15 protein-coding genes are annotated in these 16709 nt (G+C 58.1%); 9 read left to right on the top strand and 6 right to left on the bottom strand.

The features are described 5' to 3' along the window. Positions 1 to 26: 26 nt before the first annotated feature. From LRR79_RS16830 to LRR79_RS16815, 4 genes are all read left to right on the top strand, one after another. Positions 27 to 431 (top strand): ectoine synthase, encoded by a 405-nt coding sequence (locus LRR79_RS16830; RefSeq protein ID WP_231758312.1) that lies wholly within the window; start codon positions 27 to 29, stop codon positions 429 to 431. 22 nt (positions 432 to 453) lie between these two features. After that, entirely contained in the window at positions 454 to 2010 is a 1557-nt protein-coding gene (locus LRR79_RS16825) for an aspartate kinase (RefSeq protein WP_407665221.1), read from the top strand. Further along, a complete protein-coding gene (locus LRR79_RS16820; protein ID WP_231758311.1) occupies positions 1998 to 3005 on the top strand; it encodes a tetratricopeptide repeat protein in 1008 nt (335 codons plus the stop codon). The genes LRR79_RS16825 and LRR79_RS16820 overlap by 13 nt, the downstream gene beginning before the upstream one ends. A gap of 91 nt (positions 3006 to 3096) precedes the next feature. Beyond that, positions 3097 to 4515 (top strand): sodium/proline symporter, encoded by a 1419-nt coding sequence (locus LRR79_RS16815; RefSeq protein WP_231758310.1) that lies wholly within the window; start codon positions 3097 to 3099, stop codon positions 4513 to 4515. Between the two features lie 311 nt (positions 4516 to 4826). Here LRR79_RS16815 and LRR79_RS16810 read toward each other — a convergent pair whose 3' ends face one another. The 5 genes from LRR79_RS16810 to LRR79_RS16790 all read right to left on the bottom strand — a co-directional run bounded on the left by LRR79_RS16810 (position 4827) and on the right by LRR79_RS16790 (position 8728). Continuing rightward, positions 4827 to 5405 (bottom strand): YceI family protein, encoded by a 579-nt coding sequence (locus LRR79_RS16810; RefSeq protein ID WP_231758309.1) that lies wholly within the window; start codon positions 5403 to 5405, stop codon positions 4827 to 4829. Positions 5406 to 5463: 58 nt separating this feature from the next. After that, on the bottom strand, positions 5464 to 6033 hold the full coding sequence (locus LRR79_RS16805; RefSeq protein ID WP_231758308.1) for a cytochrome b: 570 nt from the start codon (positions 6031 to 6033) through the stop codon (positions 5464 to 5466). A gap of 166 nt (positions 6034 to 6199) precedes the next feature. Continuing rightward, positions 6200 to 6898, bottom strand: a complete 699-nt coding sequence (locus LRR79_RS16800) for a hypothetical protein (RefSeq protein ID WP_231758307.1) — start codon at positions 6896 to 6898, stop codon at positions 6200 to 6202. A 242-nt stretch (positions 6899 to 7140) separates the two neighbouring features. Beyond that, positions 7141 to 8094, bottom strand: a complete 954-nt coding sequence (gene corA, locus LRR79_RS16795) for a magnesium/cobalt transporter CorA (protein WP_231758306.1) — start codon at positions 8092 to 8094, stop codon at positions 7141 to 7143. A 196-nt stretch (positions 8095 to 8290) separates the two neighbouring features. Next, entirely contained in the window at positions 8291 to 8728 is a 438-nt protein-coding gene (locus LRR79_RS16790) for a host attachment protein (protein WP_231758305.1), read from the bottom strand. 613 nt (positions 8729 to 9341) lie between these two features. Here LRR79_RS16790 and LRR79_RS16785 point away from each other — a divergent pair. From LRR79_RS16785 to LRR79_RS16765, 5 genes are all read left to right on the top strand, one after another. Then, positions 9342 to 10214: a hypothetical protein gene (locus LRR79_RS16785; RefSeq protein ID WP_231758304.1), complete on the top strand. Its 873-nt coding sequence runs from the start codon at positions 9342 to 9344 to the stop codon at positions 10212 to 10214. Then, complete coding sequence (locus LRR79_RS16780; protein WP_231758303.1) at positions 10211 to 11425, top strand: hypothetical protein; 1215 nt, start codon at positions 10211 to 10213, stop codon at positions 11423 to 11425. The genes LRR79_RS16785 and LRR79_RS16780 overlap by 4 nt, the downstream gene beginning before the upstream one ends. Before the next feature lie 169 nt (positions 11426 to 11594). Continuing rightward, positions 11595 to 14126 (top strand): TonB-dependent receptor, encoded by a 2532-nt coding sequence (locus LRR79_RS16775; protein ID WP_231758302.1) that lies wholly within the window; start codon positions 11595 to 11597, stop codon positions 14124 to 14126. A gap of 41 nt (positions 14127 to 14167) precedes the next feature. Continuing rightward, positions 14168 to 15112: a tyrosine-protein phosphatase gene (locus LRR79_RS16770; protein WP_231758301.1), complete on the top strand. Its 945-nt coding sequence runs from the start codon at positions 14168 to 14170 to the stop codon at positions 15110 to 15112. Between the two features lie 183 nt (positions 15113 to 15295). Next, positions 15296 to 16054: a hypothetical protein gene (locus LRR79_RS16765; RefSeq protein ID WP_231758300.1), complete on the top strand. Its 759-nt coding sequence runs from the start codon at positions 15296 to 15298 to the stop codon at positions 16052 to 16054. A gap of 75 nt (positions 16055 to 16129) precedes the next feature. Here the strand turns inward: LRR79_RS16765 and LRR79_RS16760 are convergent, their stop codons facing one another. Beyond that, positions 16130 to 16510: a hypothetical protein gene (locus tag LRR79_RS16760; protein ID WP_231758299.1), complete on the bottom strand. Its 381-nt coding sequence runs from the start codon at positions 16508 to 16510 to the stop codon at positions 16130 to 16132. Between the last annotated feature and the right edge of the window lie 199 nt (positions 16511 to 16709).

Below are 16709 nucleotides of genomic sequence, written 5' to 3'. Positions count from 1 at the left end.
CCAGAAAGAATCAGTAAGAGTTAGTAATGATCGTCAGAAAACTGCAAGAAGCCGAAAAAACAGACCGTCGTATTGTGTCGGAAGGCTGGGAAAGTACCCGCCTGCTGCTGAAAAACGACAATATGGGTTTTTCATTCCATATCACCACCATCTATGAAGGCGCGGATCTGCACCTGCATTACCAGAACCACCTGGAGTCTGTGTACTGCATTTCCGGTGAAGGTTCCGTGATGGCAGAAGAAGACGGTGTGGTACACGAGATCACTCCGGGCACCATCTATATCCTGGATAAAAACGACAAGCACGTACTCAAGGCCAAGTCAGAAATGAAAATGGCCTGTGTGTTCAATCCACCTCTGCACGGTAAAGAAGTGCACAACGCGGAAGGCGCCTACGAGCTGGATGCGGAAGAGGTACAGGACGAAAAATAAGCCGGCCGCCAACGTCATCGCTATGCACAACAAGGCAGCGGAGTTTTGGAGCACCACCCGGGAATATTTCGATACCGGCAACAGCCGCGGTGCTCCCAATCTGAAACGCAAAAACGGTCAACGCAAGGATCCCATGAAAGCACATACGGTTGAAAAGATCGGTGGTACGTCCATGAGCGACTACCGCGCGGTACGCGACAACATCATTCTCAAAAACGGCAAGGCGAAAGCGGATGGTCTGTACCGTCGGGTTTTCGTGGTGTCCGCTTACGGTGGCATCACCGATATGCTGCTGGAGCACAAGAAATCCGGTCGCCCGGGTATTTTTGCCCTGTTTGCCGGTGCCGATGATGAGCGTGAGTGGTCCGACGCCGTTGCCGGTCTGCGCGCACGCATGGAAGAAGTGAACGCCCAGCTGTTCGACGATGAAGTGACCCTGGCCAAGGCCAACGGCTTTATCGGCGAGCGCCTGGATGACGCCGCCAATTGTCTGGCGGACCTGGAGCGGGTGTGTCAGCACGGTCACTTTGCCCTGGAAGGGCACCTGGACGTGGTCAGCGAAATGCTTGCCAGCCTGGGTGAAGCCCACAGTGCCTGGAATATGGCGCAGCTGCTGAAGCAGGAAGGCATCAATGCACGCTTCGTGGACCTGACCGGCTGGCGTGATGGCGAACATCTGACCCTGGACCAGCGCATCGAGCGCGCTTTCGCGGACGTGGATTTTGACACTGAGCTGCCTATTGCCACCGGTTATGCGCACACCGCCGATGGCCTGATGAAAACCTTCGCCCGCGGCTACAGTGAAATGACCTTCAGCCGTATTGCGGTGATTACCGGCGCCAGCGAAGCCATCATTCACAAAGAGTACCACCTGAGCAGTGCCGACCCGCGCCTCGTCGGTGAAGAGCAGGCAGTGCCTATCGGTCGTACCAACTACGACGTGGCGGATCAGTTGGCCAATCTGGGTATGGAAGCGATCCACCCCCGAGCGGCAAAAGGCCTGCGCCAGCAGGAGATTCCCCTGCGTGTGATGAACACCTTTGAGCCGGAGCACCGCGGTACCCTGGTCACTGGCGACTATGTAAGTGACACCCCCCGTGTGGAAATCATCGCGGGTCGTAAAAACATCTATGCTGTTGAATGTTTCGATCAGGATATGATGGGCAGCATGACCAGTTACGACCGGGCGATCAACGAGATCATCGCGCGCTTCAAGGGCAGCGTGGTCACCAAGGACACCAACGCCAACACGATCACGCACTACCTGAGCAACAATCTGAAAACCGTCAAACGCATCAAAAAAGCCATTGGCGAGTTGTTCCCGGATTGCGACATTCAGGTGCGCAAGGTGGCGGTAGTTTCCGCTATTGGCAGCGACATGAAAGTCTCTGGCATGTTGTCCCGTGCGGTTGGCGCCCTGGCCAACTCCGCCATCAGTATCCTTGCGGTGCACCAGTCCATGCGACAGGTCGACATGCAGTTTGTGATTGACGAGAGCGATTACGAAAGTGCGGTCAAGAGCCTGCATGCCGCACTGGTGGAAGTCCACGAGCACGGCGAGGCCATATGCGCCGCGTAACCGGTAGCCTGCTTCCGAAACTGCCGCCAGCTTTGCTGGCGGCAGTGTTGGTTGTGGCCTGTGGTTTTTTCCCTGGCCTGCTGGCGCAGGCACAGGAAGACGGGACAGTGCCGCCGCCGGTCATCAGCGACGAGGAAAAAGCAGAAAATCAACGAAAGCTCGCCGAGCTGGAGCGCGCCGCAGCCGAGGTGGACAAACTCGATAAGGCGCTGTACACCCCGTTTATTGAACGCTATGTGCTGGACGAGCTGAAACAGCTGCGCGTGGATATGGCGGCGCAGAAGGTGTCTCTCACCGAAAATATTGTCGACCGACAATTAAGTGCCGCGGACAAGGCGATCACCTACGCCACCGATACCATTACCTACTTCTTCTATTTGATTGCCGGCTTCAGCTCCCTGCTGGTGATCATGGGCTGGACGTCCATTCGCGATGTAAAGGAAAAGGTGCATACCCTCGCCAACCAGGAAATTTCCAGCCTGGTCGAACAGTACGAAGCGCGTCTGCGCAGTATTGAAGAGCAGCTTTCAGAGAAGACCCAGCACATTGAAGACAACCGCGACGAGATCGAGCTGACCCAGGAGATCCACTCCCTGTGGTTGCGCGCCGGCCGCGAGCAGACGCCCACGGGCAAAATTGCCGTATACGATCAGATTCTCAAGCTGCGTAAAGACGACGGTGAAGCCCTCACCTATAAGGCGGATGCGGTGCTCGAACTGGATGAACCCCAGTGGGCCATCAACCTGTGTCTGCAGGCGCTGCAGATCGACAGTCAGAACGGCAATGCCTATTACCAGCTGGCCTGCGCCTATGCCTATCTGGAGCAGTGGGAAGAATCTATTAATTACCTGCAGAAGGCCCTGGATATTTCGCCTGCCTACCGGGATGAAGCGCTGGAAGATTCGGCGTTTAATGGCCTCTACAATTCAGAAGAATTCACCGCACTGCTGGGAATTCAGTCGGAGTCCGACGGCAAGTCAGAGGAATCGCGTTAGGGTGCGATGAAATTCCGGTGCCGAGAATAAGAATGCTGTCGGCCGCGACGAATAAATTTCAATAAAAATCAAACTGTTTAGGGGAAGGGACGTGCTGATCAGTTTCCTGTTTTTTCTTTCGCTGTTCGCCGCGGTAGGAGTCAGCTCCTACCGTAAAAGCCGTGGCACCAAAAAAGATTATTATCTCGCCAGCCAGGATGTCTCGCCGATGCTGGTGGGGCTCTCCGCGGTGGCCACCAATAACAGCGGCTACATGTTTATCGGTGTGATCGGTTACACCTATGCCACCGGGCTCGCCTCCATCTGGTTGATGCTGGGGTGGATTCTCGGGGATTTTCTCGGTTCCCTGTGGATGCACAAAAATCTGCGCGAGGCGGCCAAGCGCAGCGGGGAATCCAGTTACGCCGGTGTGCTGGCCTGCTGGCAGGGCACCCGCTTTGGCCACTGGCAGAAAATCGCTGGTATTCTCTCTCTTCTTTTCCTTCTTGCTTACGCCAGTGCTCAGCTGGTGGCCGGCAGTAAGGCGCTGTACGTAGTACTGGATCTGCCGATCTGGAGCGGTGCGGTGATCGGCGGTGTGATCGTTGCCGCATACTGCCTGGCCGGGGGTATTCGCGCATCCATCTGGACCGACGCGGCCCAGTCGATGGTGATGGTGGTGGCCATGACCATTCTGCTGGTTGTCGCGACGCAATCGGTGGGAGGCATTGGTGCGGCCTGGCAGCAGATGGGACAGGTGGAAGGCTTCCTGAACTGGTATCCCCAGGACCTCTTACTACCGGGTATTGCCGGCGGCGTGCTGTTTGCGTTGAGCTGGCTGTTTGCCGGTATCTCTGTGGTCGGACAGCCCCATGTGATGGTGCGCTTTATGGCGCTGAACGATGGCAAGCGTATGCTGCAGGCCCGCTGCTGGTACTACCTGTGGTTTACCATTTTCTATTTTATGGCCACTGGCGTGGGTATGCTGTCGCGAATCCTGCTGAACGACCCCGGGACCTTTGATGCGGAGCTGGCACTGCCGATGATGGCGATGGAGTTGTTGTCGCCGGTGCTGGTGGGGCTGATTCTCGCGGGTATTTTTGCCGCGACCATGTCCACCGCGGATTCCCTGGTGTTGAGCTGTTCTGCGGCCCTGACCCACGACCTGTTGCCCCAGCGTACGGAAAATACACGCTTGCTGAAGATTGCCACGCTGGGTATTACTGCAGCGGCGGTGGCCTGGGCGCTTTTGAACAAGCAGAGTGTGTTCAGCCTGGTGGTGATGAGCTGGTCGGCGTTGGCCTCGGCATTTGCGCCTTTGTTAATGGTGCTGGCGGCCGGTGGCAAACCGTCACAAAAACTGGCGATTACCATGAGCGTACTGGGTTTGGCCACAGCGCTGATCTGGCGCTGGCTCGGTTGGCATGCGCATATCTACGAAGGTATGCCGGGAATCCTGATGGGGCTTGTGGTCTTTACCGTGGGGCATTTTCTAGCCCGGGAGCCTGTAGGTCGTACCGTAAACGCCTGAAGGTTTTGTGGTTCGTTTTACTGACTTCTGTGGCGGTGGATCGACAGGGATCTGTTTTTGAACAAATTGCCTGGAGCAATTTGAGGTAGCGAAGCTACCCGAAGGGCTGGGCACAGGGATGTGCCCAGCTAAACCGCCATAAATACGTCCCTGTAGGCTGCGTCGGAAACATCCCTGTTTCCGACGCTTTCAAAAACAGATCCCCGCCGCTCCACCTTCGCCCGTACTTCTTTACTTCGTCAGCTCCAGATACAAGAAGCCCGGCACTGAGGCCGGGCTTCTTGTCCATCCTGTGAGACGGCAATCGTGGCTTACTGACGGATGCCTTCCACATCCAGGATCATTTCCACGGTCTGGGAAGCCGGGCCCAGGTCGTAGTCGATACCGAAGTCTTTCAGTTTGAACTCGGTTTTGCCGCTGAAGCCCTGACGGTAGCCGCCCCAGGGATCCTTACCGCCGCCGATTTCTTCCACGTCGATGGTGATCGGCTTGGTGACACCGTGCAGGGTCAGGTCGCCTTTCAGTAGCGCTTTGCCATCGCCCTTGGGTTCAAAGCTGGTGCTTTTGAAGGTGGCGGTGGGGTACTTGGCCACGTTCAGGAAGTCGTCGCCGCGCAGGTGCTTGTCGCGCTCGGCGTGGTTGCTGTTCAGGCTGGTGGTATCCACGGTGACCTGAACGGAAGAATCTTCCGGCTTGGCTTCGTCGTAGGTGAAACTGCCGTCAAACTTGTCGAAACGGCCGTACAGCCAGCTGTAGCCCAGGTGCTTGATGCGGAATTGGATAAAGGCGTGTGCGCCTTTGGTGTCAAACTGGTATTCGGCAGCCTGAACGGAAGTGCCGATGGTGCTGGCCACCAGGGCCGCGAACAGCAGTGAAGCGAGTTTCTTCATGGGAGTTTTCCTTTGTGGGTTAATCGTATTTCGGTTAATGACAGCAAGGGTTCTGGTATCAACGGTGTACTGAACCACTTTTGGGGCCCAGTCCCAGCATTTTGCGCAGGGTGTTGTCTCTGTTGACGAAATGATGTTTGAAAGCCGCAAGTCCGTGCAGCACCACCAGCCCCATCAGTGTCCAGGCTAACCATTCGTGCAGCGTGCCGGCAATGTCTTCCTGATTTTCCAGTCCCTGTATCGTCGCAGGAACACGAAACCAGTTGAACACCTCAATCGCGCGCCCGTCTGCGGTGGAAATCAGGTAGCCGGTGATGCAGATCGCGATCAACAGCAGATACAGCACGCCGTGTGCCACATTGGCGGCGCGCTGCTGCCAGCGCGGCGCGGGCTCCGGTGCGGGGGATACGTTTACCGCACGCCACAGCAAGCGTGCGATCAGCAGTAGCAACAGCAGAATGCCAACAGACTTGTGGATATCCGGCCCCTGTCGGTACCAGGGGTCGTAGTACCCAAGTCCGACCATCCACCAGCCGAGGGCAAACATGCCGATGACGACCGGCGCCATCAGCCAGTGAAAAACCACGGCGACCCAGCCGTAGTGGGTATTGCTGTTGCGGGACTGCACGGGGCCTCCATTACAAAGTCGCGGTTTCAATGGAGGGGGATTATAAAAATTTTGCGGGCGGGGACTAGCGCAAAAAGCTGTAAGAACGTTTCGAAAAAATCGCACAAGGAGTGGTGCTGGTGTTCCAGCACCGGTCCGGTGGGGCGGGGAGGGAAGGAGAGGAGGCTTAGTGGTGGGTGGCGTGCTGGCGCTCCGCCGCATTGAGCACCTTGCCCAGCAGGTTCGGATCCAGCTTGCTACGGTCACTTAACTGGTGGGTGAGCCAGTCGAGGTCGTGAACGGGACCGCGGCTTTCACCGTTTTCCATCGCCATCTGCTCCAGTTGCCAGATCACATCCAGCAGTAGTTCCGGCTCCAGGGATTGCTCGTCATCATCACGGAACAGCTGATCTTCCAGCCGGTCCAGGTCGCGGCGCCTGACCACCAGCTCGGCGTAGTTGGGATACCAGCGCGCGCTGAAAGGCTCCGGGCGATTGCTGAAATCGAAAGCGATTCGCAGGCGATTGCCGTCGCCATCCTCCAGCGTGGGGGTGTCATTTTCTTCTGCAGGCAGGGCCGGGCGCTGACGCAGAATACCGACAATGGCGCGCCAGTCGCTGTTGTGTTCGGGGCTCAGGCGCAGGGGCTGGGTGAGTTCGATGGTGCCCCAGCCGGGTTTGTCGAGGTAGGTCAGCTTCTGCCCGGGGCGGTACCAGTAGAGGTCCAGCTGGTGATCTTCAGCGAGGCTGGCCAGGTCGTCGCTGGTGAGTGGATCTTCCGACAGGGCGCTCAGATGATCGACCGCCTGCTGTACGCTGAGCCAGCGCCGCATATGAAAGGGTTTGGGACTGGTTTTCCCTGATGTTTTGCCGTCCGACGTCGCCATTATTGCCCTGCTACCCTGCAATGACCTTTATCCCGTTTTACCCATAAAGGTTAGCAGCTGGCGGTGAATTTGGTGGTCGTGATCGCATTTGGTAGAAGATAAGAAGGTGGCACCGGTACGTCTTTGCAAGACCTTCCGCGAGAGGGACCTCGCGGAAGAGCCCCCATGGATGGGTTCACGGCGTGTCTTGCAAAGACGTACCGGTGACACCTTCGCCCCAAAGTTTGAATGCAGGGCTCCGGTCAGAGCCAACCCTTCTTTTTGAAATAGAGATAAGGCGCCATACCCGCCAGCAACATCAACAGCAGCGCCCAGGGGTAGCCCAGCAGCCACTCGAGTTCCGGCATGTGTTCGAAGTTCATACCGTAAATACTCGCCACCATGGTGGGGGGCAGGAAGACCACGGCGGCGATGGAGAAGATTTTGATGATCTTGTTCTGTTCGATGCTGATAAAGCCCTGGGTGGAGTCCATCAGGAAGTTGATCTTTTCGAACAGGAAGGTGGTGTGGGACATCAGGGTGTCGATGTCGCGCAGAATGCCCCAACAGTCTTCGCGCAGTTCCGGATCGTCTTTCAGGTGGCGCTGCAGAAAGGCGATGGAGCGCTGGGTGTCCATCAGGCACAGGCGGATTTTACCGTTGGAGTCTTCCAGTTTGGCCAGGTGATCGATGGCCTCTTCCAGATCGGCCTCTTCGTCTTCCAGCACCAGGTGGCTGACTTCACCCAGCTTGAGGTAGTTGTCTTCGAGGGCGTCGGCGAGGTTTTCCACCTTCTGTTCAAACAGCAGGATCAGTAGCTCCTGCGCGTTGTGCGCTTCCACCTGGTTGCGGCGGGCGCGCATGCGCAGCAGGCGGAAGTCGGCCAGCTCGCTGTCGCGCACGGTGATCAGGCGCTGGGGCTGCAGGATAAAAGCGGCAGTGGCGGTGTCGTGGCGGCCTTCGCTCTGGGTCAGGTAGAGCGAGTGGACATGGATACCGGCAGAATCGGTAAAGAAGCGCGCGGACGATTCGATTTCGTCGACGTCGTCGGACTCGGGTAATTCGGTACGCAGTAATTGTTCCAGCAGGTCCCGTTCGTCTTCCTCCGGGTCCTGCAGATCAATCCAGGCGGCGTCAGACAATGGCTGACTGTGGTAATCGCTACCGGCATAGGTTTCTTTGATCTTGCCGCGCTGGATTTGAAACAGTCTCAGCATACCGCATCCTTATCGTTGGAGCTCGATTATGGGGTCTGCACAGAATAGCCGGGGAAGTGGCTATCGGCGGATTGTCGGCATGTTGGCAGGCTGGCGATGACAAATCAATTGACACCACCCCGCAATGACTGCCGGGCGGAATATAATGGGGTAAGCGGCAACGAACAGCCGCACCGGGAGTGGTGCGGCAGGGATGTTACAGCCACATGGGCAGTTGGGCGCGAATCTCGTCAGGGTCGCTGGTGGAAAGATTTTTGCGCGCCTCGCCTGCAATCGTGGCCAGGCAGGGGGAGCTCATGGACAGGCGCAGGGTACCGGCCATGGACGGCTCCGCGACAATATACAGACGGCTGAAGCGCCCTTCCTGACGGCCCTTTTCCAGCGTGTGGGCAATATCCTTGGCAAATCTCTGAGCACCCTGTTTGCGCAGGTTGGTGGGCTCCGCCATGGCGTGACGCCCCTGTCCCTGGCTGTCGAACGAGCGCCCGGGAGCGTCGCGGCGCAGTTCCTGGCCTTTCATGCGCCCTTCCGGGTACACCATGGATTCGACTTCGGTGAGAGTGCCCGCACGTTTTTCCGCTTCAAACACACGGGCGTGAGTATGGTTGGCTACCAGAACCCAGGCTTTTGGCATGGCGGTTACCTCTCTTTTTCTGGGGATTCCACCGAATGTTAGGGCGGGGGGCGGAAGGTTCCTAACAGTCATTGCACACTGGGTGCCCGCACTGACGGGCCCCGGGTCTGAGGGGGTGAAAAAAAGTGCGTCCTTGCACTCACGACGCCAGCCGGTGGGCGTATAACACCGACTTGCTCCGGAATAGCAGATGCGGAGGTATTCCAGAGACAGTGCATCCGTGCACTGCGTGCTCAAGCGCGCGTATCGGAGGTCGCCTGTGATCGAACTCCTGCGCTCAAAAAACGATCGTTTGCTGCTGGCACTTGCCTCGAGGAGGGAACTCGTCGGTCTGTGCGTGACAGCGAGGGGGATACTAACGCATATGAATGATAATTGTTAGCATTTGCATATATTGGCGCATATTTCTTTCTTTGTGGGGTGAAAGGCACCGGTACAGAACCGGCCTGACCCAGTGTGTGGCGGGTGGGGGGCGGTTCGGGCGAGGGGGGTGAAACGTGGTGTGGCGCTGCCCGCAGAGGGGGCTCGCCCGCTGGCGCGTAATCGGTTTGTCACAAAACGGACATAGACTGCGAGGCTGAATCCATAACCTGGGTGCCGTGACGCAACCGCAATGCCGCCGCTTATTTTTCTCAGCCAACGGGTGTATCTCGCAGGCCTGTGCGCAATCCTCGCACTGGGAGCGGCGGTCAGTCTGTGGCTGTCACAACAGCGCGCTGCGGCGCCCGTACTGCGGGACTATCACGTCTACCAGTGCGCCACCGGCAGCAGTGCCGGGGAGGCGCATACAAGCGGCAGTGTGTTCAGCCTGCTCACGGTATCTTCCATTTTCGCCCGGGAAATTGCCGACAACCTGTGCCGCTCCGCCGCCATGGCGCGCCACTACCACCGGGTGCAGATCTCCTGGAAGCCCCGCAGTCAATTGCGTGCTGAAGAAGTGTTGAACGAGGATTACGACCTTATCTGGAGTCGCACCCATAGTCTCAGGGGGTTGGTGCCGGAGTACGCTACCTACTACGAGCCCCTGCTGCGGTACGACCAGTACAAGGTTTACTGGTTCAGTCGCGACCAGAAACCGCGCCTTGAGCGCGATTACTTCGCCGGGAAAAAAATTGGCCTGCTGAATGACAGGCTCAGCCACACCTTCCATCTATTACCTCTGGCCTCCCTGAAACAAGTCGGGGTGGATATTTCCCAGCAGCAGCTGTTTTACTTTGATGATGCCATCAGCCTGTATCGCGCCTTCCGTCAGGGGGAGCTGGATCTGGTGAGCGGCGGACTGTTTCTCGAGCAGGATATGGACATTCCGTTGCAGCGCACCCTGCTGGCAGACAATGTCACCGCGGCGACGCTGTTTGTACGCCTCGCGCGTCCGGCCGGTATCGACTGCGCTATCGCCGACGCCTTTGATCTGGCCAGCAGTGGCCTGTTCAGTGCACACCGGGATTTTCCGGGGGCGCACAAATGTGCGGGGGCGGAGCCGTGAAGGGGCATTTGCGCCGGCTGCTGTTTGCGTGGTGCCTGCTCACCGCGGCGCTGAGTGGGCTGGCGTACTGGTATGCGGGACTCAGTTTTCGCACACACCTGGGTGAACAGCTGCAGCAGCAGCTGCCGGAGCGGTTGCAGCTGGCGTTGCAAAACCGGCTGTCCCACGGCGGCGCGCAACCCTGGGTGCGCGAGCGCCTTGAGCAGGATCTTTCCGTCATTCCCACCAGTGGCAGGCTGTCTCTCTTGCGGCAGTGTCACGCCCGGGTGGAGCAGTTACTGGATGACCGGGTAATCCGGGGCGGGGGCGACGCTGTCAAAGCCGCCGGCGATGTCACCGTGCGCTGGCAGTTTGGCGATAGTGACCGGCCTGAGCAGGCGCGGCTGAGCGTGGGCTGTGAGGCCAATATCCCGCTGCTGGTCGGGAGCCAGGGGCTGCTGGCACTGATGTTATTGGGGGGGATGCTTCTGTTGCCGCGCCCGTTGCCCGCGGATGCGCGGGCCCAGGTCCGGGCGCTGATGACATCCGGTACCGGCTATCGCACCGCGCGCCGTCTGCACGGGCAACTCACGCGGTTGAATCCGGTACAGCGGCAGTTATTTGCGTTCTTTAGCCAGACGTCGCCCCTTTCTCCCGCGCAAATCCTGCAGCGCTTGGCTCAGGCGGATATGGCCGCGCTGCGCGAGGAACAGGTCCCGTGGTTTCATCGTGCCCTGGCGGTGAAATCCCTGCCCGCAGAAGGAGCGCCCTGGCTGGATGCCATGGATACCGCACTGGTGGCCGCCACGGCGCCGGAGCGACTGCATTTCGACTGTCAGCGGCTACAGGTCTCGATTCACGGTATACAGATTCCGCTGTCAAAAACGCCGTTTTTCTATTACCTCTGGTACGCACGCCTGCGCACCCAGGGAGAGGGCTGGGTGCTGAATCCGCCGGTCAACCGACCAGACCGGGAAAGTGCACAATCGCTGATCGCGCTGATGGAAACCCACGGTGGCCATGCCAAGTCCATCAATGACCTGCGCGAGCACGGTCTGCGGGCAAAGACCCTGGACCAGAATCGCAACAAGATCCGCGATGAGCTGGTGTCGGTGCTGGGCGAGGATCTCGCCACTCCTTTCCTGTTCACTGCCGAACGCGATCTCCGGAGCGGCCGTTACCGCTACCGGCTGGGCCTCGACGCTGCGGATGTCACCTTTCTAAACCACTGATTTAAAAAGGCTTTTCATTTCTGGGATATCTCTTTTCTGCTCCGAAGCCTCTTTTTAACCCCCCTGTCACACGCAATTTCGATCATGCGCAGCGAGCGGCCCGGTTCACCCCGGGGCCTTTGCAAGAGCACACAAGCAAAACCACCCGAACACACTTCGGAGCAGAGAAATGATCGAATTCAAGTACAACAAGCTGTCCTTGTTGATTTCCCTTTCCCTGGCTGGTGCCGCAGCACCGGCTTCAGCTTTGGCGCAGATGCAAAGCATTGACGGCGAAGCCGTGGAAGAAGTCGTGGTCATGGCGCAGCCCATCCGCGACAGCCAGAAAGCCGCCATCGACGCCAAGCGCGATGCCGACAACACCGTCGACATCATCTCCGCCGACACCATCGGCCGCTTCCCCGACCAGAACCTGGCGGACTCACTGGGTCGCGTTCCCGGTCTTGCCATCGAGCGCGACCAGGGGCAGGCGCGCTACATCAACTTCCGCGGTGCGCCTTTCCGCTACACCTCGCTCGCCATTGATGGCCTGAGCATTCCCGGCGCCGAGAACGGTCGCGTACCGCGCTTTGACAGCTTCCCGTCGGTGATCACCAGCCGCATCGACTCAAACAAGGCGATCATGGCAGACATGCCCGGCAGCGCTGTTTCCGGACATATCAACATTTCCACGTTTGACCCGTTTGTGAAAGATGGCTGGGCCTTCTCCACTGACGTGGGTATGGGCAACCAGGAACTGGGCGACGGCGATATCGAAAAAGTGGCCCTGCGCACCTCCTGGTCCAATGAAAACTTTGGCTTCTCTCTGTTCACCTCTGAGAACAGCCGCGAGCAGGTTACCGATAACCGCGAATACGATATCGACCGCACCGACGGCGGCGAAGTGTTGGTCAACGAGCTGGATTTCCGCAGCTACAAGGTCACTCGTGAAGACCGCGCCTATGGCGGTCGCTTCGAGTTCCGCGGCGACGGCGCACTGGAGCGCGTATTTGTCTCCACCCTGTACAACGAATTCCAGGATTTCGAAGAGCGCAATCAGTATGTGTTCGATTTTGCCGGAGCTGCTGAAGCAGTTGGTGCGCCGCAGGCCGTTGGTGCTGCGGCTGAAAACCAGTTCGCACTGGTAGGTCGTTCCCTGGAGTACGGCCTGTACGAAAACTCCACCTTTACCAATACCCTGGGCGCCGATTTTGCACTGGGTGAGTGGCATATCGAATCCCGGGTCAATTTCACCGAAACCGAGAACACGATGTTCCTGCCGATACCGCGCAGTGAAGGTGGTTTCGCCATGGCCAGCTTCGATGTCAGCGATATGCTGGACCCGGCTGTTTACGGCCTGTTCGATCCGATGGCCCAGGCGCCGATCGACGCCAGCGATCTCAATTATGCCGTTAACCTGGGCATGCTGATCGGTACAGAAATGGCCATTGACGCCACCAAGGTCAAGCTGGATGCCGAGCGTGAACTGATGTTGTTTGGTCAGGACGCTATAGTGAAAACCGGTGTCGAAATGGATTCCCGCGAGGCCGAAGGCTTGGGCTTTGTTCTGTCGATTGGCGGCTTCCCGTCCGATGTGAACATCGACGACTTCGCCACCAATGAAGCCTGGGATAGCCAGTTCAGCAACGGCATTGCCGGCGCGACCTACTATGACAACAAAGGGCTGCGCGCAGCCTGGGACGCGGCCGTCGGCGGCCTCGACCTGAACCCGAATGATTCCCAGGCCATTCGCCTGCAGGAAGACATCCGGGCTGGCTACGCCATGGTCACCACCCACTATGACTGGGGCAACCTGGTACTGGGGATGCGTGTCGAGAACACCGACTACCTGAGCGAAGGCCCCTCCGGCAATTTTGAAGACAGCTTCACCAATGTGTTGCCCAGCGCACACCTGAACCTGGATCTCGCGGAAGATGTAAAACTGCGGATGTCGGTATCCACCGGTGTCAGCCGCCCGACCTATTCCGAATGGCGTGGCGACGACATGGTCGACTTTATCCAGAGCAGCGTGACTGCAGGTAACCCGTCCCTGGAAGCGGAAGAATCTGTGGGCGCGGACCTGTCGCTCGAATGGTATGCCGGAGAAGCCAGCCTGCTGAGCGCCGGCCTGTTCACGCGCAATATCGACAACGTGATCTACGCGCAGAGTGATGTGATTGCCGGCGACGCCTATATGCCAGAGGTCGGGGCCGACTATTGGGTGTACACCCAATACCTGAACGGTAGCAACGGAAATATGCGCGGTGCCGAGTTCAATGCCATCGCGCAGGCGGCCGATTTACTGCCAGCTCTGGACGGGTTCGGTGTGAGTGCCAACCTGACGCTGCTGGACAGCGAGTTTGAAACAGTCGCGGGCGAGCGTCACAGCCTGCCGGGAACCTCGGAGACCATCTTCAACGCCTCGGTATTTTACGAAATGGAAGGCTTTTCCATTCGCCTGAACCACCAGTACCGGGACGACTGGCTTTCCACTACGGAAAACGTCGGCATGACCGACTACTGGGCGGCTCAGGAGCGCGTAGATCTGTCGGTGAGTTACGACCTGCCTGTGGCCGTATTTGGTTCCGACGTCACCCTCTATGCCAATGCCAACAATCTCACCGACCAGCAGGATGTTCGTTACACCGGTGACGAGAGCAACCCGAATCAGGTCGAGAGCTACGGCCGCCGTTATCTCGCAGGCTTCCGCGTGAACTTCTGAACACAGTCCCTGACATCAGACATAAAAAATTGAGGTGAATTATGAATAAGGTTGTAACCCATACTCTGGCGGCCGCCATTGCCGCACTGACTCTGGCTGGGTGTGTATCTACCGACACCATGCAGGGCAATGCGCTGGCGGAGGCAAAAGAACAGCCAGCAAAAGCGCAGGCCGTCGACCAGGCGATTGAGCACACGCGGGTATTGCCGCTGGAAGGTGGTCGCAATTTCCGCGACCTGGGTGGCTACACAACCACCGACGGTAAAACCGTCAAGTGGGGCAAACTGTACCGCTCCGGTGTGCTGAGTAATCTGACCGAAAGCGACTACGACTATCTGGAAGATCGTGAAATTGCTACGGTCGTTGATTTTCGTTCCAACGAAGAACGCTCCAGTGAACCTACAGACTGGCAGGCCGGCGACATCGATCACCTGACCTGGGACTACGAAATGATGGCGGACTGGGAAGCGGAGTTTGCCAAAGTACTGCGCAAGCCGGACTTTACCCGCGAGGACCTGGTGGCGTTGATGGACAAAGGCTACGCGGGTCTGGTGCAACAACAGACGCCGCACTACAAAGCCATGTTTCAGAAGCTGATCGACTCAGACGAAGCACTGTTGTTTCACTGTTCCGCCGGTAAAGATCGCACGGGTATCGGTGCGGCGCTGATTCTGACCGCGCTGGGGGTGGACCGTGCCACCATCCAGCAGGATTACCTGCTGACCAACGAGGTGATCAGAAACAGCAAGCACGACATGATGCAGCTGCCGGAGGACGCCAGCGAAAAACAGCAGCGGATGTATGCCTTCTTTGCTCAGTTGCCGCCAGAGGTTCGAGAGGTTCTCGCCGGTGTTGAGGCCTCGTGGCTGGAAACGGCCTTTGCCGAGATGGAGCGCCAGCACGGTTCGGTAGAGGGCTATATTCAGCATGCGCTGGATGTGGATGCCCGGGAGCTGGCGCTGCTCAAGGCCCGCTACCTCCAGTAAACCGCCAGGCGCCCGGTAGGTCGTGCACCGGGCGTCGCGGTCGATCGCTTTGGGGGCAGATTCGCTGCGCACGCAGGGGGTGAATCTGGCCCGCAGGTTGCAAGGGATAGTATTCGTGCAGCAAACTGGGTTTCCGCCCACTGGCTGCACGATCTATCAATCCGACGACCCGGGAGCGACAATATGCCCCTCAACACCCCTCTGTATGCGGTTTTATCTTCTCAATCCCACTCGCAACCACCGCTTTTACGCGCCCTGCCGCGTACCCTTGCTCTGATCTTTGCATGCCTGACTGCCTGGTCTCCCGCACTGTCCGCCAACACGGCCACTGGCTGGTCCGGTTATACCGGTGGTGAGCCGGAATTCTGGTTATCCGTGGCGCCGTCTGACATTCGCATCGAGGCCCCGACCCCACTTACCGGCAGCAACCTGCAGATACTGCTGGCTCTGTCCGGGAGCAATAGCGGACTGGGCGAAATGCGTAAAAAAGCCAACGATGCTTTCGGTGTGTATCTGAAACAACAGGTGCAGCAACAGTTTGGCGCTTTCTTTGATGACGAGCGGGTACGCGTAGTGGAGGGGGCGGCACCCTTGACGCTGCATACTGCCTTTGACGTGACCGTGCGACAGAAAATTCTCGATATCTTCAGCAGCAAAGAGTACGACGTAGAAAAGGGCACCATGACGGCCTACGGTAAATTCCACTACCGCCTGCTGGGTTCAAACGGCGATACACCGGCCCTGCGGGAGGGGAGTGTAGATATTGCCGATCTGAAGCTGCAGGCGCGCTACCGCACCAAGGCGCCGAAGGACGGCGGCACTGTGGAAGATACAACCCGCGAGGCGACCGAGCGACTGCTGGAAGATCTGGCCGAGGAATTGCTCGATGAGCTGGAAGATATTCTGGAAGCGGATGCATTGCAGGAGTTGGCCCGCATGTAGCCGGGCACTTCTAATTGCCATTTCTGTCCGCTTTTCCGCATGGACCACTAGTGATGCCTTGTCGGCCATCATGACTCAGCCGATCACAGGCTGGCCGCGATACATTCTGCGCGGCTGCGCCTGAACGCCTCGCCCGTCGTGCAGTGCGAGCTCCTCGCCATAAATCATTTCATAGATATCTTTTCGCGCGGATTCTTTCAGGACTTTCTGCCCCCGGTACAGGCGCTCCGGTGGTTCCTGGCCGTTTAGGAACGGGCCTCCTTTCAACGCTTCCAGCTGCGCGATCAAGGCGAGTGACTCTGCGTCTTTACTGCGGTGCTTGAGATCTGCCAGCTGCTGTTCGAAATTGAAATCGGAAAACCGCAGGTTGATGCCGAATTCGGCCTGAATACGCTTGCGTAATTTACGCAGGGAGTTGAGAGCCTGGGAGGTCATCAGCCATTGGTGATCCGTCATCGTTATTGCGCCTCTGTGTGGTTGTCTTTTGTTCTTGTTGGAGCAAAGAATGGGCCAGCCTCGCACAAGCGTCAGATCTTGATCTGAGCACTTACAACAGTGGACAGATAGCACCAGTGGCGGGCGTGAGCGGTGTCCGGTGATGTAAAACGGTGCATCAGCCGCCTTCTGGCCTGTATTAAAGACAGGCAGGCATGTT

The sequence above is a fragment of the Microbulbifer elongatus genome (assembly GCF_021165935.1).
GTDB classification, from domain to species: domain Bacteria; phylum Pseudomonadota; class Gammaproteobacteria; order Pseudomonadales; family Cellvibrionaceae; genus Microbulbifer; species Microbulbifer elongatus.
Note: the sequence above shows the minus strand (reverse complement) of the source record. Positions and strands in the feature narration are given on the sequence as shown.